The 23,500-nt window shown below is 60.8% G+C and carries 20 protein-coding genes and 1 pseudogene; 13 read left to right on the top strand and 8 right to left on the bottom strand.

The window, feature by feature from the left end:
• The 6 genes from EGJ27_RS10020 to yaaA form a co-directional block, all read right to left on the bottom strand.
• Positions 1–1,509: an alginate export family protein gene (locus EGJ27_RS10020; protein ID WP_125830563.1), complete on the bottom strand. Its 1,509-nt coding sequence runs from the start codon at positions 1,507–1,509 to the stop codon at positions 1–3.
• A complete protein-coding gene (algK, locus tag EGJ27_RS10015; protein WP_125830562.1) occupies positions 1,506–2,918 on the bottom strand; it encodes an alginate biosynthesis TPR repeat lipoprotein AlgK in 1,413 nt (470 codons plus the stop codon). Before algK ends, EGJ27_RS10020 begins: the two co-directional genes overlap by 4 nt.
• A 2-nt stretch (positions 2,919–2,920) precedes the next feature.
• A complete protein-coding gene (locus EGJ27_RS10010; protein WP_125830561.1) occupies positions 2,921–4,090 on the bottom strand; it encodes an alginate biosynthesis protein Alg44 in 1,170 nt (389 codons plus the stop codon).
• 41 nt (positions 4,091–4,131) lie between these two features.
• The gene (alg8, locus tag EGJ27_RS10005; protein ID WP_125830560.1) at positions 4,132–5,613 is read right to left on the bottom strand and encodes a mannuronan synthase; all 1,482 of its coding nucleotides are present in this window, start codon (positions 5,611–5,613) and stop codon (positions 4,132–4,134) included.
• 95 nt (positions 5,614–5,708) lie between these two features.
• Positions 5,709–7,025 carry a nucleotide sugar dehydrogenase gene (locus tag EGJ27_RS10000; protein ID WP_125830559.1) on the bottom strand — a complete coding sequence of 439 codons (1,317 nt, stop codon included), beginning with the start codon at positions 7,023–7,025 and terminating at the stop codon, positions 5,709–5,711.
• 803 nt (positions 7,026–7,828) lie between these two features.
• A complete protein-coding gene (gene yaaA / locus EGJ27_RS09995; protein ID WP_125830558.1) occupies positions 7,829–8,611 on the bottom strand; it encodes a peroxide stress protein YaaA in 783 nt (260 codons plus the stop codon).
• Between the two features lie 159 nt (positions 8,612–8,770).
• Here yaaA and EGJ27_RS09990 point away from each other — a divergent pair.
• From EGJ27_RS09990 to moaE, 5 genes and pseudogenes are all read left to right on the top strand, one after another.
• Positions 8,771–9,940, top strand: a pseudogene (locus tag EGJ27_RS09990) (polysaccharide deacetylase family protein); the annotation flags it as partial.
• A gap of 511 nt (positions 9,941–10,451) precedes the next feature.
• Positions 10,452–11,846: a PhoH family protein gene (locus EGJ27_RS09985; protein ID WP_125830557.1), complete on the top strand. Its 1,395-nt coding sequence runs from the start codon at positions 10,452–10,454 to the stop codon at positions 11,844–11,846.
• A 110-nt stretch (positions 11,847–11,956) separates the two neighbouring features.
• Entirely contained in the window at positions 11,957–12,442 is a 486-nt protein-coding gene (gene moaC / locus EGJ27_RS09980; protein WP_125830556.1) for a cyclic pyranopterin monophosphate synthase MoaC, read from the top strand.
• Positions 12,439–12,684, top strand: coding sequence for a MoaD/ThiS family protein (locus EGJ27_RS09975; protein WP_125830555.1), 246 nt, complete (start codon positions 12,439–12,441; stop codon positions 12,682–12,684). Before moaC ends, EGJ27_RS09975 begins: the two co-directional genes overlap by 4 nt.
• A gap of 2 nt (positions 12,685–12,686) precedes the next feature.
• Positions 12,687–13,139 (top strand): molybdopterin synthase catalytic subunit MoaE, encoded by a 453-nt coding sequence (gene moaE / locus EGJ27_RS09970; protein WP_125830554.1) that lies wholly within the window; start codon positions 12,687–12,689, stop codon positions 13,137–13,139.
• Between the two features lie 44 nt (positions 13,140–13,183).
• Here the strand turns inward: moaE and rhlB are convergent, their stop codons facing one another.
• A complete protein-coding gene (gene rhlB, locus EGJ27_RS09965; RefSeq protein ID WP_125830553.1) occupies positions 13,184–14,650 on the bottom strand; it encodes an ATP-dependent RNA helicase RhlB in 1,467 nt (488 codons plus the stop codon).
• A gap of 126 nt (positions 14,651–14,776) precedes the next feature.
• Entirely contained in the window at positions 14,777–15,436 is a 660-nt protein-coding gene (locus tag EGJ27_RS09960) for an alpha/beta hydrolase (protein ID WP_125830552.1), read from the bottom strand.
• A 477-nt stretch (positions 15,437–15,913) separates the two neighbouring features.
• Between EGJ27_RS09960 and EGJ27_RS09955 the strand changes: the two genes are divergently transcribed.
• The 8 genes from EGJ27_RS09955 to EGJ27_RS09920 all read left to right on the top strand — a co-directional run bounded on the left by EGJ27_RS09955 (position 15,914) and on the right by EGJ27_RS09920 (position 23,367).
• Entirely contained in the window at positions 15,914–16,942 is a 1,029-nt protein-coding gene (locus EGJ27_RS09955) for an amino acid ABC transporter substrate-binding protein (RefSeq protein ID WP_125830551.1), read from the top strand.
• A gap of 70 nt (positions 16,943–17,012) precedes the next feature.
• Positions 17,013–18,194, top strand: coding sequence for an amino acid ABC transporter permease (locus EGJ27_RS09950; protein ID WP_125830550.1), 1,182 nt, complete (start codon positions 17,013–17,015; stop codon positions 18,192–18,194).
• 10 nt (positions 18,195–18,204) lie between these two features.
• On the top strand, positions 18,205–19,302 hold the full coding sequence (locus tag EGJ27_RS09945) for an amino acid ABC transporter permease (RefSeq protein ID WP_125830549.1): 1,098 nt from the start codon (positions 18,205–18,207) through the stop codon (positions 19,300–19,302).
• A gap of 10 nt (positions 19,303–19,312) precedes the next feature.
• The gene (locus tag EGJ27_RS09940; RefSeq protein ID WP_125830548.1) at positions 19,313–20,077 is read left to right on the top strand and encodes an amino acid ABC transporter ATP-binding protein; all 765 of its coding nucleotides are present in this window, start codon (positions 19,313–19,315) and stop codon (positions 20,075–20,077) included.
• Between the two features lie 146 nt (positions 20,078–20,223).
• Positions 20,224–21,456 (top strand): MFS transporter, encoded by a 1,233-nt coding sequence (locus EGJ27_RS09935; RefSeq protein ID WP_125830547.1) that lies wholly within the window; start codon positions 20,224–20,226, stop codon positions 21,454–21,456.
• Between the two features lie 99 nt (positions 21,457–21,555).
• Complete coding sequence (locus tag EGJ27_RS09930) at positions 21,556–22,047, top strand: nuclear transport factor 2 family protein (RefSeq protein WP_125830546.1); 492 nt, start codon at positions 21,556–21,558, stop codon at positions 22,045–22,047.
• Positions 22,040–22,354 (top strand): GIY-YIG nuclease family protein, encoded by a 315-nt coding sequence (locus tag EGJ27_RS09925; RefSeq protein ID WP_125830545.1) that lies wholly within the window; start codon positions 22,040–22,042, stop codon positions 22,352–22,354. Before EGJ27_RS09930 ends, EGJ27_RS09925 begins: the two co-directional genes overlap by 8 nt.
• Positions 22,355–22,437: 83 nt before the next feature.
• Positions 22,438–23,367 carry a glutathione S-transferase family protein gene (locus EGJ27_RS09920; RefSeq protein ID WP_125830544.1) on the top strand — a complete coding sequence of 310 codons (930 nt, stop codon included), beginning with the start codon at positions 22,438–22,440 and terminating at the stop codon, positions 23,365–23,367.
• Positions 23,368–23,500: the final 133 nt, after the last annotated feature.

Here is a 23,500-nt window from a genome sequence, read left to right as displayed (position 1 = left end):
TCAGAAGCGCCAGATGACGTCGACAATGGCGCGGTGCATGTATTCGTCCACGCCGTTGTGATACGCGTCGCCGGGCTTGAACACGCCTGCACGCAGACGCACCAGGGCCGAGGGTTCATCCATCGACTGGCTCAAGGCCGCCGGCAGCAGGCCGCCCTTGAAATACTTGGTGACCACCAGGTCCATCTCCTGACCCAGATCCTTGCGGCCGTCTTCCAGAGGCAGCGAGCTGAAGGTATTGGTGGAGATGCCGTTGCCGTCGTAGATCTCGCGGTTCGGGTTGACGCCTGCGCCACCGATGCCGGAATTGCCGTCCACGCGACGGAACTTGTGGTAGATCAGCGAGGCGTCGTATTCCTCGTTCATCTGCCAGGAGGCGAACAGCGAGCCGGTTTCCACGTTGGCCATTTCGCCCTGGAACGCTTCGCCGAAGCGATGGATGCGCGAGCGGGTGCCGGTCCAGTTCGAGCGGTTGCTCTCCAGGCCGTTCTGCACGTAGTCCTTGCTGGCGCGGGAGTAAGCGGCACCGACCTGCCATTGCGGGTCGAGACGCAAACGCAGGCCCAGATCGGTGGCCCAGCCATTCATGTCGCGGCTGTTCTTCTCGCCGGCCAGGTACTGCTGGGTCGCCGGATCGTAGTTGACACCCAGCTCATCGCGGTCGCCGGTCAGCCAGGTCAGGCTGCCCCAGTAATTGATGGCGTTGGTGTTGCGACGGTTGTAGGCGTCGCTGTCCACTTGCAGGCCGAGCCAGGTCAGGTCGCCGTTGGCAGTCTTGTCCAGATCGTCCAGCACTTCGCCGGTACGCTTGAGTTTGCCGTCGTCCTGGCTGTGATGCGCGCGGATACCGGCCCAGTGGCCCGGAGTCCACTGGTAGCTGAGGGCGCCGAACAGGTGCAGGCGGTCTTCATCGTCCGGAGCCAGTTCGGTCAGGTCGGTGCGGTATTCGCTGAAGCGCTCGGCGGCGCCCAGTTCGGCACGCAGCAAGGTGGTGTCGAAGGTCCAGTTGATGGCTTCGATATTGGCGTCGTGCCATTGGCCGTCGTCGTTGCGCAGGCGCTGACGACCGACTTTCAGCAGCTCGCCGGGGTAGGGCGTGAAGCCGCTGTAGCCAACCCAGAATTCCCGCAGTGCCGCGTAGGATTTGTCGACCTGGCGTTCGCTGGCGTTACCGCGCGAAACCTGGGTGCCGCTTTCGCCGTTGGCGTCGGTGGTGGTCTGCTCCAGTGGGTCGGTCTGAATGGTGTCAGTGGCGGTGACCACCTGGCCCATGGCATAGGCGCTCCAGTTACCGCGTTCGCCGTACACCCAAGGGCGCAGGTCGAGACCCAGACCGTTGACGTCGCCACTCGAACGGGTGCCCAGGTCGCGGTCATCTTCAGCCTGGGCGGTGATTTTCACTTCCAGGCCGAAGTTCTGCTGTTCCGTCAGTGCCGCCAGCGTCGGGCAAGCCCAAAGCAGCGTGAAGCCAAGGCCCATGCCGGCGGCCATCAAGGGTTTCAACTTCATAGTGCTTCCTCACCGTCTTTTTCTTCTTGCAGGGACTGCATCACCAGCGCGTTCTGGCTGGCGGTAGCTCCCCGGACTTTTTGCTCGCGGGCCAGCAGATCCTTGGCGACGGCGAGTTTTTCAGGCGGCAGTTGTGTATTGAGCGTCTGCGCAAGCTCAGTGGCCTGCGGCGTTTCGTTGGCGAGCGCCAGCTGACTGAAGACCCAGGCGTTGACTGGGTCAGGCTTGGTGCCCTTGCCCTGGGAGAACAGCTGCGCCATGGCGAAGTCGGCGCTGTTCTGGCCGCCGCGAGCGGCGATCAGCAGTTCATCCACGGCTTTCTGCGGATAGACCTGGCCCAGATAACCGCGACGGTAGATCTGCCCCAGGTAGTAATGAGCGGAAATTTCGCTCGCGGCGGCGCGCTTGAGATGTTCCTCGGCCTTCACGGCGTCGGGCGTGACCCACTTGCCTTCGTAATAGAGCTTGCCCAGCAGCAGTTCGGCGCGCGGTTGGTCCGCGGCACGACCGTTGTCCAGGTACTCCATCATCTTGTCGACGTCGCCCAGCTCCGGGAAGTCGTACAGCAGTTTGGCCAGGGTGACCCAGGAAATCGGGTAACCCGGTGCGATGCCTTCGAGCAACTGCTGTGCAGCTTTTGGGTCCGGCGTGCCGATCTGCGAATCGCCCAGCACACGGGCCACGCTGTCGACCCGTTGAGCGCCGACGCGGCCTGCCGCGTGAGCGCTCTTGAGTTGTTCGATCAAGGCGGTCTGCTGTTCGGTCTGGCCACGCTTCTGATAAACCGTGGCCAGTTCGACGTAGCAGATATCGGTGGTCGCCAGCGCCTGCTTGCAGATGCTTTCGACCTGGTCCAGATGCTGGTCGTAGGTGCCTTGGGTGCGGAACAGCAGCACCTGGGCCAGACCTGCTTCCGGATACCCTTCGGCGCGCCATTGATCGATCTTCTGCTGCGCGTTCACGTTTGGAAAGCTGTGCGGGTATTGCAGGTAAAGCATGGCCAGCGAGAGCAGGGTGCCGGACTCGCCATTGGCGAAAGCCTGCTTGAGCAGTGTTTCGGCTTCCTGGCGTTCGGCGTCGGTGGCGTCGGGCTTGGCGGCCAGCAAGCGCCCCAGGCGCGATTGCGCCCGTGGCGAAGTGGCTGCGGCCGCGCGGTAAGTCGCCTCGGCTTCCTTGAGCTGCGCCGGGTCACGGGTCGAGACCTGAATATCGGCCAGACCGACCTGTGCATCGCTGTAGCCCAGGTCCGCCAGCTGCCGATAGTTTTGCTCGGCCAATGCGGTGTCGCCGTTTTTCAGCGCTTCATTGGCAAGGCGTTGATCGGGCAGGCCGGCACAGCCGCTCAGGCCGATCGCAACGGCGAGGCTCAATAGCGTAGGGGTCGACAGGCGTCGTAGTGGGCTGGTCATGGTTACATTCCTGCAGCCATGGCTTTGTCGAGCAGCCAGTTGATCGAAGGACCACGGTCGCTGACCACCTCGACAGGACGGCCGGCCAGCGAGCTGCTCAGGCTTTCGTCAGGCTTGATCTGTACACGGATGTCGGTTGCCAGATCGGCGTCGTTGAGGTTGGCGCTGCTGACGATTTCACCGGTACGGGTGCGGTCTTCACCGGCCACCTGGAAGCTGACGCGGGTGCCTGGCTTGACGTCGTTGAACTGGCGATAAGTGAAGCGCGCTTCAACGGTGGCCGGGGCATTGCGTGGAACCAGTTGGAAGACAACCTGGCCCTTGGAAGCGAACTGGCCGTCCGGCACCAGCTGACGGGATACGACGCAATCACATGGGCTGGTCATGGTGCCGTTCATCTGCTTGCCGTACAGCTCTTCGATCTTGGCCGGTTGCAGGTCTTCGCCGGTCAGGCTGCCCTTGAGCATTTCCAGCATGCTGGTGTTGAAGGTGGCCAGCGGAGCGCCCTTGACGGCGTCGCTGTTGACCGCGACCAGGCTCTGCACGGTGCCTTCACGCGGCATGGTCACGTCCATGCTCGGCACCGACACCAGGCCGGCCGAGGCGTGGCTGACGAAATACAGGCCGTAAACGGTCTTGAAGATGAAGCCGAAGGCCGCCAGGCCCACGATGAAGATCCCCAGGCTGAACACCACGGCGCGGATGCGACCGGCCATGCTCATGCCGCCGTCGTTGCCCTTGACCTTGCGCGCCTTGGTGAAGTTGTCGCGCTGCAGGGTGGCGAGTACTTCACCAAGGCTGACGATATCGCCGGACAGGTGCGAGGTGATCAGGTGGCGCAGGGTCGCGATGTCCTGGGCTTCGAGATTCTGGAACTGGCAACCGGCGCGGCCGGTGGAAGTGTCGATGGAGCGCACTTGCAGCTCGACGTCCATGGCCAGGCCCAGGTTGTCGATCAGGAACTGCAGGCGGCCCTTGATCACTTCACCGACGGTCAGGCGGCGCTGGCCCGGAGCGATGAAGCTCAGGCCACCGGCGGACAGATCTTCGATGCGCACCAGCGGCGCATTCGGCTCGTCGAGCAGGCGCAGCTTGGCTGGGATCTTGACCCGGGCGTGTTGGCGCTGGGCTTCGGATTCATGTACGACGTTCACATTCACGGCTGTATTCATGGCTATTTTTCCTACTTAATCGATTTAATCCATTGGCCCGGTCAAACCATCGTCAACAGCACTGCGACGAAGATGGTGCCAGCCGAGAAAGTCATGGTCCGAGACGACCAGGTGTTGAACCAGCCCTGGAAACTGGCCAGGTCGCGACCCAGCTTGGTGTCCTGACGTGTCCAGGACTGACGGTCCAGACGGAAGAACACGTAGATCTTCATCAGGGCGCCGACGATCTGGTTGTAATAGAGAATCACCGGGTAGGCAGGCCCGATCCTGTGTCCCGAACAGGACAGCAACAGCGTCAGGATCAGGCGGGTCATGCCGATCCACAGCAGGTACATCAGGATGAATGCGCCGCCGTACTTGTAGCTGGCGATGATGGCGACGGTCAGGCCCAGGATCGATGTCCACATCGACACGCGCTGGTCGAACAGCACCACGCTGGTGAACAGACCCAGGCGGCGGACGCCCAGACCCAGTGCGCGGGAGTTCTGACGCAGGTTGTTGCCGTACCAGCGGTACATCAGCTTGCGACTGGCCTTGAAGAAGCTCTTCTCGGGCGGGTGCTCGACGGTGTTGATCGCAGCGTCAGGCACGTAGAACGTGTCGTAGCCCAGGCGCATCAGGCTGAACCAGCTGGACTTGTCGTCGCCGGTCAGGAAGCGAAAGGTACCCAGGCGCCAGTGCTTGAGGGAGTCGCTTTCGACGTCGGCGATGAATTCCGGGTCGGTAACCACACTGGCACGGAACACCGACATCCGACCGGTCATGGTCAGGACGCGCTTGGACAGGGCCATCGAGCACATGTTGATGTGGCGCTGGGCGAAACGCAGCTTGTGCCATTCGCTCATGATGTAGCCGCCACGGACTTCGCAGAACTCGTTGGTGGTCAGGCCGCCGACGTTGTCGAACATGTGGAACCACGGCACGGTCTTGAGCACCACGCCTTCACCGAGCACGGTGTCGCCGTCGATCACTGCGACGACCGCGCGATCATCCGGCAGGTGGCGGGAGATGGCGCGGAAGCCGTAGGCCAGGCCATCGCGCTTGCCGGTGCCGGGAATGCGCACGAAGTCGAGGGTGACCCGTGACGGCGGGTTCATCCGTTCCCACAGGCTCTTGACCAGCAGCTCATCGGACAACTCGACCAGCGAGCAGACCACGGTGGTCGGCAGGCCGCAGTCGATCGCTTCACGAATCACCGAGCTGTACACCTGAGCGGTGGTCAGGGCGTCGATCCGGAAACTGGTGACCATCAGGAACACATGAGAGGGGTCCGCTGCCTTGCCCAGCTTGCGAACCTTGCGGCGCAGGCGAGGGTAGACCAGGTACAGGAAAATCATTCCCCGCACGAAGTGCGTGATGCCCATCGAATAGCGCCAGATGCCCACGGCGCCAATCAGGAAAATAAAGTTCTTCGACTGTGAGTCGAAGATACTGGTAGGCAACAGCGCAGCGATGCCCATTAACAAACTTAGATAAAACAGCCAACCGGCGGCCTCTAGTAGACCGTGCTTGAGCCTGTGCATAGATCTGTATCCCAAGGTCAGTTGCAAGCCTCAGGCCCCAGGCTGCAAGCGAAACGCTTGAGCCTGCGGCCTGGAGCCTGGCGCTTGCGGCTGATTTACCAGCAGATCCCTTCGGCTCCGCCGGTTTCGCTGGTCGACTTGCTCATGAAGCCCACCAGGTCGACAACGCGCTTGCCTGCCGGAGCCTGGTCGGCCAGGGCGCGGAAGCGCTCGTCGCGGTTACCCAGGATGATGACGTCGGAGTTGTTGATGACGGCGTCGAAATCGGAGTTCAACAGCGAAGAAACGTGAGGAATCTTCGACTCGATGTAGTCCTTGTTGGCACCGTGGACACGGGCGTATTCGACGTTGCTGTCGAAGATGCTCAGGTCGAAACCCTTGCCGATCAGCATTTCAGCCAGTTCGACCAGCGGGCTTTCGCGCAGGTCGTCGGTACCGGCCTTGAAGCTCAGACCCAGCAGGGCCACTTTGCGAGTGTCGTGGGCGGCCACGATGTCGAAAGCGTTCTGAACCTGAGAAACGTTGCTGCGCATCAGGGAGTTGAGCAGCGGTGCTTCCACGTCCAGGCTGCCGGCGCGGTAGGTCAGGGCGCGAACGTCCTTTGGCAGGCAGGAACCGCCGAAGGCGAAGCCTGGGCGCATGTAGTACTGCGACAGGTTCAGTTGCTTGTCCTGGCAGACCACTTCCATCACTTCACGGCCATCGACGCCGCACGCCTTGGCAATGTTGCCGATTTCGTTGGCGAAAGTGACCTTGGTGGCGTGCCACACGTTGCAGGTGTACTTGATCATTTCGGCAACGGCGATGTCCTTGCGGATGATCGGCGCGTCGAGTTCTTCGTACAGGGCTTGCAGCACGTCGCCGGACGCCTTGTCGAATTCGCCGATGACGGTCATCGGCGGGTGATCGTAGTCTTTGATCGCGGTGCTTTCGCGCAGGAACTCAGGGTTCACTGCAACGCCGAAATCGACACCGGCCTTCTTGCCCGAGCAGTCTTCCAGGATTGGAATCACCACGTTGGCAACAGTGCCCGGCAGTACGGTGCTGCGAACCACGATGGTGTGGCGGGAAGTCTTGTCACGCAGAACGTAACCGATCTCGCGGCAAACGCCCTCGATGAAATCGAGTTCCAGATCGCCGTTCTTCTTGCTCGGTGTGCCGACGCAGATCATCGATACATCGGTAGCGCGAATGGCTTCGGCGAAGTCGGTGGTACCGCGCAGTTTGCCTTCGCGGATGCCTTTGGCCAGGAGGTCTTCCAGGCCGGGCTCGACGATAGGCGACTTGCCGTTGTTGATAAGGTCGATCTTGGTGCTGGAGATATCAACACCCACAACATCGTGACCACGTGCAGAAAGGCAACCGGCACATACTGCACCGACGTAACCCAAACCAAAGATGCTGATACGCATCGTACTCTCCTCGATTTCACGCCAAAGTTGGCTGGATATTAATTTTGGCCAGCAGATATCACACGTCAGTGAATGCGGACTTGTAACTTCCACATAACTAACGCAGGCATATTTAATAAGTGAGTGCCTAAATCAATGAGGCTGACTCATGGCACTAAGTGCAAGCGGCAAGTATCCTCTCCCTGCTGGGAAAGGCCCTGCTCTGTTGGATGTGGGTGAACCACTCCTTTAGGGCAATACCTGAACTCCCGGTCTGAAGACGCATGGGCTGGCGCCCTGCATGTCCAGCTCGTGTCCTGCTCGATACACCTTTCCGGGGCTTGGCCTGGCTACCTTATTCAACTTGAGATGTGAGTTAACCCGGTACCTACAGCCTTGATCCTGAGATCAAACTTCGTCGTCGGTAACTTCCCTTAATCTCGCCTCGCTGTAAGTGATCTCTTACAGGGTTGTCGAGAATTGTTACGGGATGTAGGAGCGTATGGAATCAGGTTTAGTTCCGGGCCATTCGTCCTGTTTTTGAGATTTCATCGTATCAACGCGGTTACACGGAATGGTTGCACAGTGATGGCATTGGGCGGCGAAAGCCGTGTTTACGCGGGGTATACGAGGGTTAATGTGAATGTGCCACCACTGGATGCGATCGCATTATCCAGCACAAAAATATTTGTTATTTTTTTGAGAAAAAAAGATTGTAGGACAGAGCGCTATTTAACTGACGAATATCTGGCGTCACGTTGTTGTCATTCGTGCAGTTATGCACGATTGAAGCGGGGGAGCAGCGCCCCCGCGCATGAGGGGGACTACACCTGTTCGGGGGTGTCGCGCAGAAATACCAGCTTGTCGTTAGTTGATTGTTCGCTGCTGTAACGATAACCCTGAACATCGAATGCCTTGAGGTCGCGAGGGTCATTGATGCGTTCGCAAATCACGAACCGGCTCATCATGCCGCGGGCTTTCTTGGCGTAGAAACTGATGATCTTGTACTGCCCGTTTTTCAAATCCTTGAATTCGGTGTCGATGATCCTGGCGTTGAGCGCGGAGCGTTTGACCGCCGAGAAATATTCGGTAGAGGCCAGGTTCAGCAGCAGGTCATCGCCCTGCTCGGCCAGCGCTTCGTTCAGCCACTCGCTGATCCGCGTGCCCCAGAACGCGTACAGATCCTTGCCTCGGGCATTGGCCAGTCGCGTGCCCATTTCCAGGCGGTAGGGCTGCATCAAGTCCAGCGGCCGCAACAGACCGTACAGGCCCGAGAGCATGCGCAAATGGTCCTGCGCATAGGAAAGCTGTGCTTCATCGAGGGTTTCAGCCTGCAGGCCGGTGTAGACGTCGCCTCTGAACGCCAGCAGGGCCTGCTTGGCGTTGTCGGGGGTGAACGCCGGGTTCCAGCTGCCGAAACGTGCGGCATTGAGGCCCGCCAGCTTGTCGGACAGGTGCATCAACTCGCTGATTTGCGCGGGCGTCAGCTCACGAAGCTGGGTGATCAACTCCTGAGAGTGGTCCAGGTATTGCGGCTGGGTATAGCGCGCGGTGGTCGGCGGCGTCTCGAAATCGAGGGTTTTCGCCGGGGAAATCACCATCAGCATAAGGTCGTCTCCTGTAATCGAGGGGGGATTCTATGGGCTGATGGCCCACGACTCCAGCTATGGTGGCGATAGTCGTGGCGCCGGCACCGGATCAATCATGCAGATCGGCTATAGTGCCGGGCCTGGCGTGGTGGAAAGTTGAAGGAGAGAGCAGTGGGGTTGCGGATCGTTCTTGCAGTATGCGCAGGGCTGTTGGCAGTGGGAGCGCATGCGGCGCCGCCGGTCATCGCGACCATGGATCGCAGCGTGTGGCCGGAACGTCTGGAAACGGCGGCGTTGTTCGACGTGGCGTCCCGTGCGGAAATCCTCGCCTTCGCCCATGCCTTGTGGCTCAGCGAGAAACTTGACGAAGAAGGACTCAAACGCCGCCTGGGCCTGCGTTTCGTCAATGTGTCGTCAATGAATGTGATTCGCCACCGGCTGTGGCAACGCCTGCTGGAAAACTACCGCAGCGCGCAGAAATCCTGCGGCGAAGATGCCAACTTCTGCGTGCTGGTCGAGGATATGGATCAGCTGCGCCAGCGGGCCGAGGAGTACACCGTTTCCGGCGGATCGTTCTACGCGGGCTGGGCGCAACCCAGTGCGGTCTTCCACGAGCGCTATCTCAACGAATTGCTGTACCTGGCGGCCTTGTTCCCGCAGACCAGCAGCGAAATCGAGCGCTACAACTCCGACGAGATGAGCGGCGATGAAATGCCGGATCGCACTTTCATGCTCAACTTCGACGGCGGCCCGAGCCCGGCGGGTGGCGGCACCGACTGGCTGGCAGACTTCATGCGCCAGCAAAAGATGACCGCGACGTTCTTCGTGCTGGGCAAGAACCTGGAAGAGCGCCTGCAAGGTTCGCCGCCGGGCAGCGTACAGGCGCTTTACCGGCAGCAATGCGTCGGCATCCAGGGCTGGGAATATCGCTCCCACAGTCAGTGGGTCGGCTGGAAGGATTCGGTACAGCGTTCCCTGAGCCTGGTGGAGCAAGCACTGCCGGACAACTTCGTGCCGTTGTTCAGGCCGCCCTACGGCCACCGCCGCGCCGACAGTGGTGACTACTTTCGTTCGCAGCACTTGCGTGTGTCGTTGTGGAACATCGACGCCCGGGACGACAACGTCAGGCTGACCTCCGAGCAGGTCAGCGACCGGGTGCTGACCCTCATGTTGCTGTGGCGGCGCGGCACGGTGGTGTTTCATGACGTGGCGGGCAAAGCGCAGTCGGCGCTGCCTTTGCTGTTGGCCAATACCTGGCAGAGCGAATTGATCTGGGACGATTGCCGCAATCTTTATGAGGAGCCGGCGGCACCGGAGCCGGAAGAGGTGCCCGAAGACACGCCTGAGGACGTACCCGAACAGGTGCCTGAGCCATCACCGGAGCAAGCACCGCCGGTCACGCCGAGCGAAACCCCGCAGGCGGTGCCCGAGCCAGCCGCGCCTGCCATCGAGCCGCAGCGCGGCACTGAAGAGATAACGGAACCGGTACCGGAAGAAGAGTCCCGGCGAGTGCCGGTGGAGCGTGCCGGGGAAGTCCCGGAAGAGTGATCGCCAGCGGCGGTCAAAGGGCATGCCGCAGGTGGCTGACTTCGGACTGTAAACGCGCTGAGAACGTCCGCCAAGCGCTATTCGTCAACCTGTGAAATAAACTTCAAAAAACTGTCAAAGAGCTTTTTCCTGTCATCTGTTTTGCTGTATTACGAAGACAGACCGCCGAAACCTGCAACACAGGTGGCGTCTTTCAAGACCCACCTTGAGCACATTCTGCCCTGCCTGAAGGGGAGATCATCGGCGGCCTTTCCGTGACGCAGCTCGACAGCGGTTCTGCGTCACCTGGCTTCTAAAAAGGTGAGCGAGTATGGATGACCACGGACGCACCCCTTCCACTAACCAGCCTATCCTTTACGTGCTCGATACCAACGTATTGATCCATGATCCAAACGCACTGCTGAATTTCGAAGAACACCATGTCGCCATCCCGATGACGGTTCTGGAGGAACTGGACAAGCTCAAGGACGGCAAGCATTCCGTGGCTGCCGAATGCCGCCAGGCTATCCGCCTGATCGACAAGACCCTGGGCGAGGCAACGCCTGAAGAGGTCGAGAAGGGCGTCCCTATCGATCGCGGCACAGGCGTGCTCAAGGGGTATCTGTCGATCCTGATGAGCAAGCGTGAAGAACCCAACAGCCTGCTGCCCGAACACCTGAACGACAACATCATCATCAATCAATTGATCGACCTGCATGCGCGTGACAAGGACCTGCGCGTGGTGCTGGTGACCAAAGACATCAACATGCGCCTCAAGGCGCGCGCCTGTGGCATCGCGGCCGAGGACTACAGCACCGATCAACTGGTCGACGACGTATCGCTGCTGTCACGCGGCTACCACGAAATGACCGGCTCGTTCTGGGATCGGGTCAGCAAGGTGGAAACCCGCCAGGATCACGGTCGTACCTGGCACCGCGTACAGATGACGGAAACCCTGCCTGCGGTCCACATGAACGAGTTCATCATCGATGAACAGGGCTTCGTCGGCTGGATCAAGGGGGTGCGCAACGACGAGCTGCTGATTCTCGACATGCACCAGGAGCCTTTGCTGCATCAGGAGGCCTGGGGCCTCAAGCCGCGTGACATCTATCAGGGCCTGGCGCTGTTCGCGCTGCTCGATCCGGACATCCACCTGGTCAACCTGTCCGGCGCCGCCGGATCCGGCAAGACCATCCTGGCGCTGGCAGCGGCCATCGAACAGACCATGGTCACCAAGCGCTACCGGCGCATCATCGCCACCCGCAGCGTGCAGGGCCTGGATCAGGAAATCGGCTTCCTGCCGGGCACCGAGGCCGAGAAGATGGAGCCGTGGCTGGGCGCGATCACCGACAACCTCGAAGCCCTGCACATGGATGACGAAAACACCCACGGCAGCGTCGACTACATCCTCAGCAAAGTGCCGTTGCAGTTCAAATCCCTCAACTACATCCGAGGCCGCAGTTTCCAGCAGAGCCTGATCCTGATCGACGAATGCCAGAACCTCACCCCGCACCAGATGAAAACCATCATCACCCGCGCCGGTGCCGGTTCCAAGGTGGTCTGCCTGGGCAACCTGGCGCAGATCGACACCCCGTACCTGTCAGCCACCAGTTCCGGCCTGACCTACCTGACGGAGCGCTTCAAGGATTTCCCCAACGGCGTGCACATCACCCTGCAAGGCGTGCCACGCTCCATCCTGGCTGAATACGCGGAAAGTCATTTGTAGTAATACCCGTGGGAGCGGAGGTATCCGCGAAAGCCTCTTCGCGGACAAGTCTGCTCCCACATGCCGCTCCCACAGGTTTAGAATGCACGCTCCTGTCCAGGAGTCATCCCGTGCTCACACATCTCGATTCTCAAGGTCGCGCCAATATGGTCGACGTCACCGACAAAGCCGTGACGTCTCGTGAGGCCGTGGCCCAGGCGCGGGTGCGTATGTTGCCCGCTACCTTGCGCATGATCGTCAGCGGCGGCCACCCCAAGGGTGATGTGTTCGCCGTTGCCCGCATCGCCGGCATCCAGGCCGCCAAGAAAACCAGCGACCTGATCCCGCTCTGCCATCCGTTGATGCTGACCAGCGTGAAAGTCGAACTCACGGCCGAAGGCGACGACGCGGTGTCGATCATCGCCCGCTGCAAGCTCGCCGGGCAGACCGGTGTGGAAATGGAAGCACTGACCGCCGCCAGCGTTGCCGCGTTGACCATCTATGACATGTGTAAGGCCGTGGACCGTGGCATGGTCATCGAGTCGGTGCAGTTGCTGGAAAAACTGGGCGGCAAGAGCGGCCATTTCATCGCCGAGCCGGTGGAGTCCGCGCGATGAGCGTTCAGGTTCAGTATTTCGCCCGATATCGTGAAACCCTGGGAGTGGATGCCGAACGGGTCGACGGCTCGTTCGCGACGCTCGATGCGCTGCGTCGGCATTTGCTGCTGCGCGGCGAACCCTGGCAAGTGCTGGATGAACAGAACCTGATGTGCGCTCGCAATCAGGAACTCTGTTCGCTGCAAGAGCCTTTGCAGGATGGCGACGAAGTGGCGTTCTTCCCCACCGTGACCGGAGGCTGAAAATGGGCGTTCGTATCCAGGCCGAACCTTTCGATCCGGGCGCTGAAGTCAACGCGCTGCATGCCGCCAATGTCGGCATCGGCGCGGTAGTCAGCTTCGTCGGCTATGTGCGCGACTTCAATGAAGGGCGTGAAGTGTCGGGCATGTTCCTGGAGCATTATCCGGGGATGACCCAGAAGGCTCTGCAGCAGATCACCACAGAAGCCGAGGCGCGCTGGCCGTTGCTGCGCCTGGAAGTCTTGCATCGGGTCGGCGCTCTGGAGCCTGGCGAGCCGATCGTCTTTGTCGGCGTCGCCAGTGCCCATCGACAGGCCGCGTTCGAGGCCTGCGATTTCGTCATGGACTACCTCAAGACCCGCGCGCCGTTCTGGAAGAAAGAGAACACGTCCCAAGGACCCAAATGGGTCGAAGGCCGCGACAGTGATCAGGCGGCGGCGAAGCGCTGGAATAGCTGAACCTTGCAGGAGCACGCTCCCTCCCACAAGGTTAAGCAACACCCTCAACTACGTTTACGTTCAACCGCTCGCAACAATTCGGCCGGCGGCGTTTCGCAGCTGATCTTGCGGCCCAGCTTTTCTTCGATGGCCGGCAGCTGATAGGAATCATCTTCGCCTGCGAAACTGATCGACACGCCATCGGCGCCCGCGCGGCCGGTACGGCCGATGCGGTGCACGTAATCGTCCGGCACTTCCGGCAGGGTAAAGTTGATCACATGGCTGATGCCGTCGATGTGGATACCGCGACCGGCCACGTCGGTGGCCACCAGCACGCGGATCTTGCCTTCACGGAAACCTTCCAGGGTCTTGATGCGCTTGTGCTGCGGCACATCACCGGACAACTGCGCAGCGTTCACACCGTCACGCACCAGGCGTTCTTCGATGCGGCGCACCTCATCCTTGCGGTTGGCGAACACCATCACGCGTTCCCAGCCGTTATCGGTGACCAGGTTGTACAGCAGCTTGTACTTGTCAGCCGCCGCCACTGCATAGATGTGCTGTTCGACGTTCTCGCTGGCGACGTTCTCGGCCTCGATCTCGACGATGGATGGGTCCGTGGTCCATTGCTTGGCCAGGTTCATCACGTCGTCGGTGAAGGTCGCAGAGAACAGCAGCGTCTGGCGCTCGCCCTTGTGCGGGGTCTGGCGAATGATCTGACGCACCTGCGGGATGAAACCCATGTCCAGCATGCGGTCGGCTTCGTCCAGCACCATCACCTCGACCATGTCCAGATGCACTTCCCCGCGCTGGTTGAAGTCCAGCAGGCGGCCCGGCGTGGCGACCAGGATGTCGCAATGGCGCGCTTCGAGCTGCTTGAGCTGCTTGTCGAAGTCCATGCCACCGACGAACGTCATCACGTTCAGGTTGGTGTACTTGGTCAGGTTCTCGGCATCCTTGGCGATCTGCACCACCAGTTCGCGAGTCGGCGCGATGATCAGCGCGCGCGGTTCGCCCATGTAACGCTCGCGGGGCGGCGGCGTCTGGGTCAGCTGGGTGATGATGGAAATCAGGAAGGCCGCGGTCTTGCCGGTCCCGGTCTGCGCGCGACCGATGGCGTCCTTGCCCTTGAGGGTGAAACCCAGCACGCCCGCCTGGATCGGCGTGCAATAAGGAAAGCCCAGGTCCTGGATCGCGTGCATCAGCTCGGGCGCCAGGTCGAAGTCGTGGAAGCGGGTTTTGCCTTCCATCGGCTCTACGACGAAATCTTCGATTGTCCACGGCGCAACCGGCGGCTTGGGTGGGCGTTCGCGACGAGGACGCTCGGCTTTGGGTTTTTCTTCCCGCGGCGGATGGACGATGGCAGGTTCGGGCGCAGGCTCGGTTGCGGCAGCCGTGGCCTGGGGTGCCGGTTCGCGCAGCGTGGCGTGGGCCTGCGCCTGTGCAACGGGGGCGGGGACTGCTTGACTCGGCGCGAGCGGCCCGGCCTCGCTTTTACCGAACATCTTCTTAAGTGCTTTAAGCACGGTCATCTCATCAATTGGTTAAGGAATATACGCCCAGCAGTGTAAAGCAAGAACCGTGCTCGGCGTAGTCTCATCCGTGGCGTGCGGCCGGCCGACCCTCAGCGGCGCGGCAGGGCGCATTCCCGGAGTGCGTTACCGCAGTTTCTCGGCCAGCCAGCTACCGATGTCGGAAATTTCCTGCGGTAACACTTGATGTCCCATTGGGTACTCCTGCCATTGGGCGGTGACACCCTGGGCACGCAGGTGCTCGTACGCCGCTCGCCCCATGGCCGCATGCACGACTTCGTCGTTGTAGCCATGCAGGCAAAACGCCGGGATACGTTGCTGGCTGGCGGACAGGATCATCTGCTCGTTGAAGGTCGGGGCATAGGTCGACAGAGCCAAAACGCCGCCGAGCGGCCCTTGCCAGCGCAGATACGCCGTATGCAGCACCACCGCGCCGCCTTGAGAGAAGCCGGCCAGGACAATGCGTGCCGGATCGATGCCGCTGTCGCGCTGTTGTTCGATCAGGTTCAGTACCTGAAGCGCCGAGGCTTCCATCTGCTCATGATCGATGGCGCGGGCTGCCGCGCTCATGGTCTTGATGTCGTACCAGCTGGGCATCTGGTAGCCATTGTTGATGGTCACCGCGCGAACGGGTGCCTGCGGGAGCACGAAGCGCGTGGTGTGCAAGGTTTCCTGCAGGGCTTCGGCAACCGGCAGGAAGTCGTAGCGGTCGGCGCCCAGGCCGTGCAGCCAGATAACGCAGGCATCGGCGGTGCCGACGGGTTCGAGAATCAGCGGGTCGGTCATGACTGCTCCAATAGTGTGCGTCGGGCGCTTTTTTAGCGCATTAATACGGTGCGCAGCTTGTTTAAATCTGAACGAAGATGTCGCAAGGCTACAAGTTTAGCTCTTGTGCTGTCGCTAATTCGACAATGCCACCATGCTGGTACGGGCTTTGCTATGAAACGATTGAGACCAAGCGCTCACATCGACCGGTAACACTAACAGGCTATTACAGGAACGGGTCGAAAGGCAGCACGGGAGTCCATGCGTCAGGATTCGCGGCACGATTCACCGCGTACCGCTGCGGTACGGGAAAATCACCGGGCTTTGTTCCATGGACTGTTTCGCCGATGAGCACGCGCAACATACTTGCGCCGGATTCATCGTTTTCAGTCCGACGTCGTATCGACCCAAAAACAAGCCAGCACGGGTCGACCATGCCTCACAAGGGTGCGACGGGATCAGGGCTCGCAAACAACAAAGAGCAAACTGGAGGTTTGAATGAAGATGTTGAAATCCACCCTGGCGGTAGTCACAGCTGTAGCAGCGCTCGGCGTGGCCGGGGCTGCCAACGCCGGTGCCACCCTCGACGCTGTTCAAAAGAAGGGCTTTGTTCAGTGCGGCGTCAGCGATGGCCTGCCAGGGTTTTCCGTTCCGGATGCCACCGGCAAGATCACCGGTATCGACGCTGACGTTTGCCGTGCCGTAGCTGCTGCCGTTTTCGGTGACGCGACCAAGGTCAAGTTCAGCCAGCTGAACGCCAAGGAGCGCTTCACTGCTCTGCAATCGGGTGAAATCGATGTGCTGTCGCGCAACACCACCTGGACCAGCTCCCGCGATGCGGGCATGGGCCTGGTGTTCGCCGGCGTGACGTACTACGACGGCATCGGCTTCCTGGTGAACAACAAGCTGGGCGTCAAGAGCGCCAAGGAACTGGACGGCGCTACCGTCTGCATCCAGGCCGGCACCACCACCGAGCTGAACGTGTCGGACTACTTCCGCTCCAACGGCATGAAGTACACCCCGATCACCTTCGACACCTCCGACGAAAGCGCCAAGTCGCTGGAAGGCGGCCGTTGCGACGTACTGACCTCCGACCAGTCGCAGCTCTACGCACAGCGCAGCAAGCTGGCCAAGCCGGACGACTACATCGTTCTGCCGGAAGTGATCTCCAAGGAACCACTGGGCCCGGTCGTTCGTAAAGGCGACGAAGAATGGTTCTCCATCGTCAAGTGGACCCTGTTCGCCATGCTCAACGCGGAAGAGGCCAAAGTGACCTCCAAGAACGTTGAAGCCGAAGCCAAGTCGACCAAGAACCCTGACGTGGCCCGTATGCTCGGTGCCGACGGCGCTTACGGCGCTGACCTGAAACTGCCGAAGGACTGGGTCGTGCAGATCGTCAAGCAGGTCGGCAACTACGGTGAAATGTTCGAACGTAACCTGGGCGAATCGACCCCGCTGAAAATCAAGCGCGGCCAGAACGCTCTGTGGAACGCAGGCGGCATCCAGTACGCACCACCAATTCGCTGATTGACCCGACGCCCGACAGCCTTCACCGGCTGTCGGGCGTCGTTCTGTTTCATTTTCCCTGGGGCACTTCATGGAAAAGCAAATCGTCGCACCCAAGCAAAAGCTCTCTTTGAGCGACCCAAAAGTGCGCGCGTGGTTATTTCAGATCATTACTGTCGTGGCAGTGGTCTCGTTGGGCTGGTTCATGTTCGACAATGTCCAGACCAACCTCGAACACCGTGGTATCACCTCGGGTTTCGGCTTTCTTGAGCGCAGTGCCGGTTTCGGCATTGCTCAGCACCTGATCGATTACACCGAAGCGGACAGCTACGCCCGCGTATTTGTCATTGGCTTGCTCAACACGTTGCTGGTCTCGGTCATCGGTATTTTCCTGGCCACGATCCTGGGCTTCATCATCGGTGTTGCGCGCCTGTCGCCCAACTGGATGATCAACAAGCTGGCAACGGTGTATGTCGAAGTCTTCCGTAACATTCCGCCGCTGTTGCAGATCCTGTTCTGGTACACCGCCGTCTTCCTGACCCTGCCGGGTCCGCGGCAGGCGCATGGTTACTTCGACATGTTCTACGTCAGCAGCCGGGGCCTGAACATGCCCAGCGCCATTGCCGCCGAAGGCGCCTGGCCGTTCGTGATCAGCATCGTGCTGGCCATCGTGGCGGTGGTGCTGATGACCCGTTGGGCCAACAAGCGTTTCGAAGCCACGGGCGAGCCGTTCCACAAGTTCTGGGCCGGCCTGGCACTGATGCTGGGCATTCCTGCGCTGAGCATGCTGGTTTTCGGCGCGCCGGTGCATTGGGAAATGCCTGAGCTGCGCGGCTTCAACTTCGTGGGCGGCTGGGTACTGATTCCGGAACTGATTTCCCTGACCCTGGCGCTGACGGTGTATACCGCCGCGTTCATCGCCGAAATCGTGCGCTCGGGTATCAAGTCGGTCAGCCACGGCCAGACCGAAGCCGCTCGTTCGCTGGGGCTGCGTCCCGGGCCGACGCTGCGCAAGGTCATCATTCCGCAGGCTCTGCGAGTGATCATCCCGCCGTTGACCAGCCAATACCTGAACCTGGCGAAGAACTCGTCGCTGGCGGCTGCCATTGGTTACCCGGAAATGGTTTCGCTGTTTGCCGGTACGGTGCTCAACCAGACCGGTCAGGCCATCGAAGTCATTGCCATCACCATGAGTGTGTACCTGGCGATCAGTATCAGCATTTCCCTGCTGATGAACTGGTACAACAAGCGCATTGCGCTGATCGAGCGGTGAGGAAACGCGCATGACAACTCATACTTTCAAACCTGATATGCCGCCACCGGGCAAAGTGTTCGGCCCGGTTGCGTGGATGCGGCAAAACCTGTTCTCCAGCTGGATCAACACGCTGCTGACCTTGCTGTCGCTGTACCTGGTCTACCTGATCGTACCGCCGATCATCAGTTGGGCGCTGCTGGATGCCAACTGGATTGGCACGACGCGCGCCGACTGCACCAAGGAAGGCGCCTGCTGGGTGTTCATTCAGCAGCGTTTCGGCCAGTTCATGTACGGCTACTTCCCTACCGAGCTGCGCTGGCGGGTAGACCTGACCGCGATCCTGGCGATCGTGGGCGCTGCACCGCTGTTCATCTCCCGGTTCCCGCGCAAGGCTGTCTATGCGATCGGTTTCCTGGTGCTGTACCCGGTGATTGCGTTCTACCTGCTGCACGGCGGCGCGTTCGGCTTGACCACCGTGCCGACCAGCCAGTGGGGCGGCCTGATGCTGACCCTGGTGATTGCCACCGTCGGCATCGCCGGTGCCTTGCCGCTGGGTATTCTGCTGGCGCTGGGGCGTCGCTCGAACATGCCCGCCGTGCGCGTGGTGTGCGTGACCTTCATCGAGTTCTGGCGCGGCGTGCCGTTGATTACTGTGCTGTTCATGTCGTCGGTGATGCTGCCGCTGTTCATGCCCGAAGGGATGAACTTCGACAAACTGCTGCGGGCCTTGATCGGCGTCATCCTGTTCCAGTCGGCGTACATCGCCGAAGTGGTGCGCGGCGGTATGCAGGCCATCCCCAAAGGCCAGTACGAAGCGGCGGCCGCGATGGGCCTGGGTTACTGGCGCAGCATGGGCCTGGTGATTCTGCCCCAGGCGTTGAAGATGGTCATTCCCGGCATCGTCAACACCTTCATTGCCCTGTTCAAAGACACCAGCCTGGTGATCATCATTGGTTTGTTCGACCTGCTCAACAGCGTCAAGCAGGCCACTGCCGACCCTTCATGGCTGGGTATGGCTACCGAGGGCTATGTCTTCGCAGCCCTGGTGTTCTGGATCTTCTGTTTCGGTATGTCCCGCTATTCCATGCATTTGGAACGTAAGCTGGACACAGGCCACAAGCGTTAGGAGTTTTGTGATGAGTGAAGTTATCAATAAGCCTCTGGGCGCCGAAGGCATGATTCGCATGGAGGGCGTGCACAAGTGGTACGGCCAGTTCCACGTGCTCAAGGACATCAACCTGAACGTGCGGCAGGGCGAGCGCATCGTGTTGTGCGGCCCGTCGGGCTCGGGCAAGTCGACCACCATTCGTTGCCTGAACCGTCTGGAAGAGCACCAGCAGGGCAAGATCGTGGTGGACGGCACCGAGCTGACCTCGGACCTGAAGCAGATCGAAACCATCCGCCGCGAAGTCGGCATGGTGTTCCAGCACTTCAATCTGTTCCCGCACCTGACCATCCTGCAGAACTGCACGCTGGCGCCGATGTGGGTGCGCAACATGCCCAAGAAAAAGGCCGAAGAAATCGCCATGCATTACCTGGAGCGCGTGCGCATTCCGGAGCAGGCGCACAAGTATCCGGGCCAGCTGTCCGGCGGCCAGCAGCAGCGTGTGGCGATTGCCCGTGCGTTGTGCATGAAGCCCAAGATCATGCTGTTCGATGAGCCGACCTCGGCCCTCGACCCGGAAATGGTCAAGGAAGTGCTCGACACCATGGTCAGCCTGGCGGAAGAGGGCATGACCATGCTCTGTGTGACCCACGAAATGGGCTTCGCCCGTACCGTGGCGAACCGGGTGATCTTCATGGACAAAGGCGAAATCGTCGAACAGGCCGCGCCGAACGACTTCTTCGACAACCCACAGAGCGACCGCACCAAGCTGTTCCTGAGCCAGATCATTCATTGATGATCTTGTAGGAGTGACATTGTGGGAGCGGACCGGACCGCTCCCACAGGTCTGCACAATCCCGCCTGAACCTTGTATTCATCCTCGATCTCCAACAGGATACCGACCCCCTGCAACGGGCCGATATTCCTGATAACGAGAACCTGATGACTGCCAAGGCACCTCTGAATCCTCCCCCGATCTCTGACCAGACTCCTGTGATCCTGAAGCGCCCCTGGCTGCTGTTGCTGGGACTGGTGCTGGTTGCCTTGAATCTGCGTCCTGCTCTGTCGAGCATTGCCCCGTTGCTCAACGACGTATCCGACAGCCTCGGAATGTCCGCCGCCGAAGCCGGCCTGCTGACCACCTTGCCGGTGTTGTGCCTGGGGTTGTTCGCGCCGCTGGCGCCGATTCTTGCGCGTCGGTTCGGGGCCGAACGGGTGGTGCTGGTGATTCTGCTCACCCTGGCCGCCGGTCTGGCACTGCGCAGCCTGTTTGGTAAGTTCGGTCTGTTCAGCGGCAGCCTGTTGGCCGGTGCGAGCATCGGCATCGTGGGGGTTCTGCTGCCAGGCATCGTCAAGCGCGACTTCCCGAAGCAGGCCGGCGCCATGACCGGCGTCTACACCATGGCGCTGTGCCTGGGTGCGGCCATCGCAGCGGGTTCGACGGTGCCGCTGACGCAGCACTTCGGTGACAGCTGGCAGATCGGGCTCGGCTTCTGGCTGCTGCCGGCGCTTATTGCGGCGCTGGTCTGGTTTCCCCAAGCCCACGAAGCTCATGACAACAATCGTGCGGTGTACCGGGTCAAAGGCTTGCTGCGCGATCCACTCGCGTGGCAGGTCACGTTGTACATGGGCCTGCAATCGTCCCTTTCCTACATCGTTTTTGGCTGGCTGCCGTCAATCCTCATTGATCGCGGGCTGACTCCGACCCACGCGGGCCTGCTGCTGTCGGGGTCGATCATTGTGCAGGTGATCAGTGCGCTGGGCGTGCCGTGGCTGGCAACGCGCGGCAAGAATCAGCGCTTGCCGATCGTGCTGGTCATGGCCCTTACCTTGACCGGCCTGTTCGGCTGTCTGTATGCACCGATTGGCAGCTTGTGGATCTGGGCGGTTCTGCTCGGGCTGGGGCAGGGTGGCGCGTTCAGCCTGGCGCTGGCGCTGATCGTGCTGCGGTCGCGCGATTCCCATGTGGCTGCCAACCTGTCGAGCATGGCCCAGGGTGTGGGCTACACCATCGCGTCGATGGGACCGTTCGCGGTCGGCGTGGTGCATGACCTGACCGGCAGCTGGAGCGCCATCGGCTGGATATTCGGCCTGCTGGGCCTTGGCGCCTTGATTGCCGGCATGGGCGCGGGGCGTTCTCTTTATGTTCGGGTCAGCAGTGAAAAAGTCGGGTAAGCGCATCTGTGCGGCAAATGAGGATGGCAAACGGATGATTGGCCGCTTATCGTGCACGCATCGTTCCCTCAAGGGGAATTTGCCCAGGACCCGTGCAGCATGAGTCAAGAACAGCAAAGCCAGGCCAACAGCGCATTGATCGCCCGATTCTACGAAGCCTTCGCTCGTCTGGACGCCGACGCCATGAGCGCCTGCTACACCGAAGATGTGGTGTTCAGCGACCCGGCCTTCGGCGAGTTGCGTGGCGAACAGGTCGGCAACATGTGGCGCATGCTGACCTCGCGCGCGCAGGACTTCAACGTGGTGTTCGATCAGGTTCGTGCCGACGACACGACGGGTTCCGCCCATTGGGTGGCGACCTATCTGTTCAGCAAGACCGGGCGTACCGTCATTAACGACATTCAGGCACGCTTCGTGTTTCGCGACGGCAGGATCTGCGAGCATCGGGATCAGTTCGATATGTGGCGCTGGTCCCGCCAGGCGCTGGGCATCAAGGGCCTGCTGCTGGGCTGGACGCCATTGGTGCGCAATGCCGTGCGGGCGCAGGCACTCAACGGTCTGAAGGCCTTTACCGAGAGCCGCCGTGGCTGAGCAGTGCGCTGTCGCCGACGTCACGCCCGACGTTCCCGCTGCCTCGAAACCCTGGTTCGTGTACTTGGTGCGGGCGGCGAACGGCGCGCTGTACTGCGGCATCAGTGACAACCCGCAACGTCGTTTCGCTGCCCATCAAAGCGGCAAGGGCGCACGCTTCTTCAGCTCCAGCCCTGCCGTAGCGCTGGTGTACGTGGAAGCCTGGCCGACCAAGGGTGAAGCGTTGCGTCATGAACGGCTGATCAAGAAACTGCGCAAGAGTGCCAAGGAATATCTGGCGGCCCGTTACGCCGATTCATCGCGCTGATGAGGCTTCATTAGAACGGCCGGATAGGCCGTTCGCGGACAGGCGCGTAAGCTGGGGTTTTTCCCGCTACCGGAAGGCCGCACATGAATGAATTGATCCTGCATCATTACCCCGCCTCGCTGTTCGCCGAAAAGGCCCGCCTGATGCTTGGCTTCAAGGGGCTCTCATGGCGTTCGGTGACCGTTCCTTCGATCATGCCCAAGCCCGACCTGACCGCGCTGACCGGTGGCTATCGCAAGACGCCGGTGTTGCAGGTCGGTGCCGATGTGTATTGCGACACCGCGTTGATGGCGCGGCGCCTGGAGCAGGAAAAAGCTTCTCCGGCGTTTTATCCGGAAGGCAAGGAATTCGCGGTCGCCGGCCTGGCGGCGTGGGCGGATTCCGTGATGTTTCTGCATTCGGTCAGCCTGGTTTTTCAACCGGCGTCTCTGGCTGCGCGCTTCGCCAATGTTCCTCCTGAAGCGGCAAAAGCTTTCATTGCCGACCGCGCCAAGCTGTTCGACGGCGGCAATGCCACGCGCCTGCCCGCTGAACAGGCCGTGCAGCAATGGCCGACGCTGATGAGCCGGTTGGAGCAGCAATTGTCTCGCAATGGCGATTTTCTGTTTGTCGTGCCGTCGATCGCCGACTTCAGCGTGGCTCACACCTTGTGGTTCCTCAAGCAGACGCCAGTGACTGCGCCGCTGGTGGACGATTATCCATCGGTTGCCGCGTGGCTGGGCCGCGTGCTGGGGTTTGGGCATGGCGCGCCGAGTGAGCTGAGTTCGGCTGATGCCATCGAGATCGCTGCACGTTCGACACCCGCAGCGTTACCCGATGAAGCGTTCGGTCTCGAAGGATTCGAAGAGGGCGACAAAGTAGCAATCAGCGCAGTGGATTACGGCGTGGATGCTGTTGAAGGCGAACTGGTATTTGCCGGCCGTGAAGAACTGATCCTGCGCCGTGAAGATTCACGTGCAGGCGTGGTGCACGTGCATTTTCCACGGCTGGGATTCCGCGTCGAAAAACGCTGACCGACGCGGCCCATTTCGTAGGAGCCAGCGGGCGGCGATCCGCCTTGCTGGCGAGGTGTCCTGTCCGGCAATGCAAATGCCCAGCCCCGACCGGCCCCTTCGCGAGCAAGCTCGCTCCTACGGTTCGGTAATC

Source organism: Pseudomonas sp. v388 (genome assembly GCF_003935425.1).
Lineage (GTDB): Bacteria > Pseudomonadota > Gammaproteobacteria > Pseudomonadales > Pseudomonadaceae > Aquipseudomonas.
This window is presented reverse-complemented; position numbering and strand designations above follow the sequence as displayed.

Bases quoted from the DNA above. Each gene is read 5' to 3' on its own strand.
- EGJ27_RS10020 (WP_125830563.1), bottom strand. From the start codon at position 1,509: ATGAAGTTGAAACCCTTGATGGCCGCCGGCATGGGCCTTGGCTTCACG.
- algK (WP_125830562.1), bottom strand. From the start codon at position 2,918: ATGACCAGCCCACTACGACGCCTGTCGACCCCTACGCTATTGAGCCTC.
- EGJ27_RS10010 (WP_125830561.1), bottom strand. From the start codon at position 4,090: ATGAATACAGCCGTGAATGTGAACGTCGTACATGAATCCGAAGCCCAG.
- alg8 (WP_125830560.1), bottom strand. From the start codon at position 5,613: ATGCACAGGCTCAAGCACGGTCTACTAGAGGCCGCCGGTTGGCTGTTT.
- EGJ27_RS10000 (WP_125830559.1), bottom strand. From the start codon at position 7,025: ATGCGTATCAGCATCTTTGGTTTGGGTTACGTCGGTGCAGTATGTGCC.
- yaaA (WP_125830558.1), bottom strand. From the start codon at position 8,611: ATGCTGATGGTGATTTCCCCGGCGAAAACCCTCGATTTCGAGACGCCG.
- EGJ27_RS09985 (WP_125830557.1), top strand. From the start codon at position 10,452: ATGGATGACCACGGACGCACCCCTTCCACTAACCAGCCTATCCTTTAC.
- EGJ27_RS09975 (WP_125830555.1), top strand. From the start codon at position 12,439: ATGAGCGTTCAGGTTCAGTATTTCGCCCGATATCGTGAAACCCTGGGA.
- moaE (WP_125830554.1), top strand. From the start codon at position 12,687: ATGGGCGTTCGTATCCAGGCCGAACCTTTCGATCCGGGCGCTGAAGTC.
- rhlB (WP_125830553.1), bottom strand. From the start codon at position 14,650: ATGACCGTGCTTAAAGCACTTAAGAAGATGTTCGGTAAAAGCGAGGCC.
- EGJ27_RS09960 (WP_125830552.1), bottom strand. From the start codon at position 15,436: ATGACCGACCCGCTGATTCTCGAACCCGTCGGCACCGCCGATGCCTGC.
- EGJ27_RS09955 (WP_125830551.1), top strand. From the start codon at position 15,914: ATGAAGATGTTGAAATCCACCCTGGCGGTAGTCACAGCTGTAGCAGCG.
- EGJ27_RS09950 (WP_125830550.1), top strand. From the start codon at position 17,013: ATGGAAAAGCAAATCGTCGCACCCAAGCAAAAGCTCTCTTTGAGCGAC.
- EGJ27_RS09945 (WP_125830549.1), top strand. From the start codon at position 18,205: ATGACAACTCATACTTTCAAACCTGATATGCCGCCACCGGGCAAAGTG.
- EGJ27_RS09940 (WP_125830548.1), top strand. From the start codon at position 19,313: ATGAGTGAAGTTATCAATAAGCCTCTGGGCGCCGAAGGCATGATTCGC.
- EGJ27_RS09935 (WP_125830547.1), top strand. From the start codon at position 20,224: ATGACTGCCAAGGCACCTCTGAATCCTCCCCCGATCTCTGACCAGACT.
- EGJ27_RS09930 (WP_125830546.1), top strand. From the start codon at position 21,556: ATGAGTCAAGAACAGCAAAGCCAGGCCAACAGCGCATTGATCGCCCGA.
- EGJ27_RS09920 (WP_125830544.1), top strand. From the start codon at position 22,438: ATGAATGAATTGATCCTGCATCATTACCCCGCCTCGCTGTTCGCCGAA.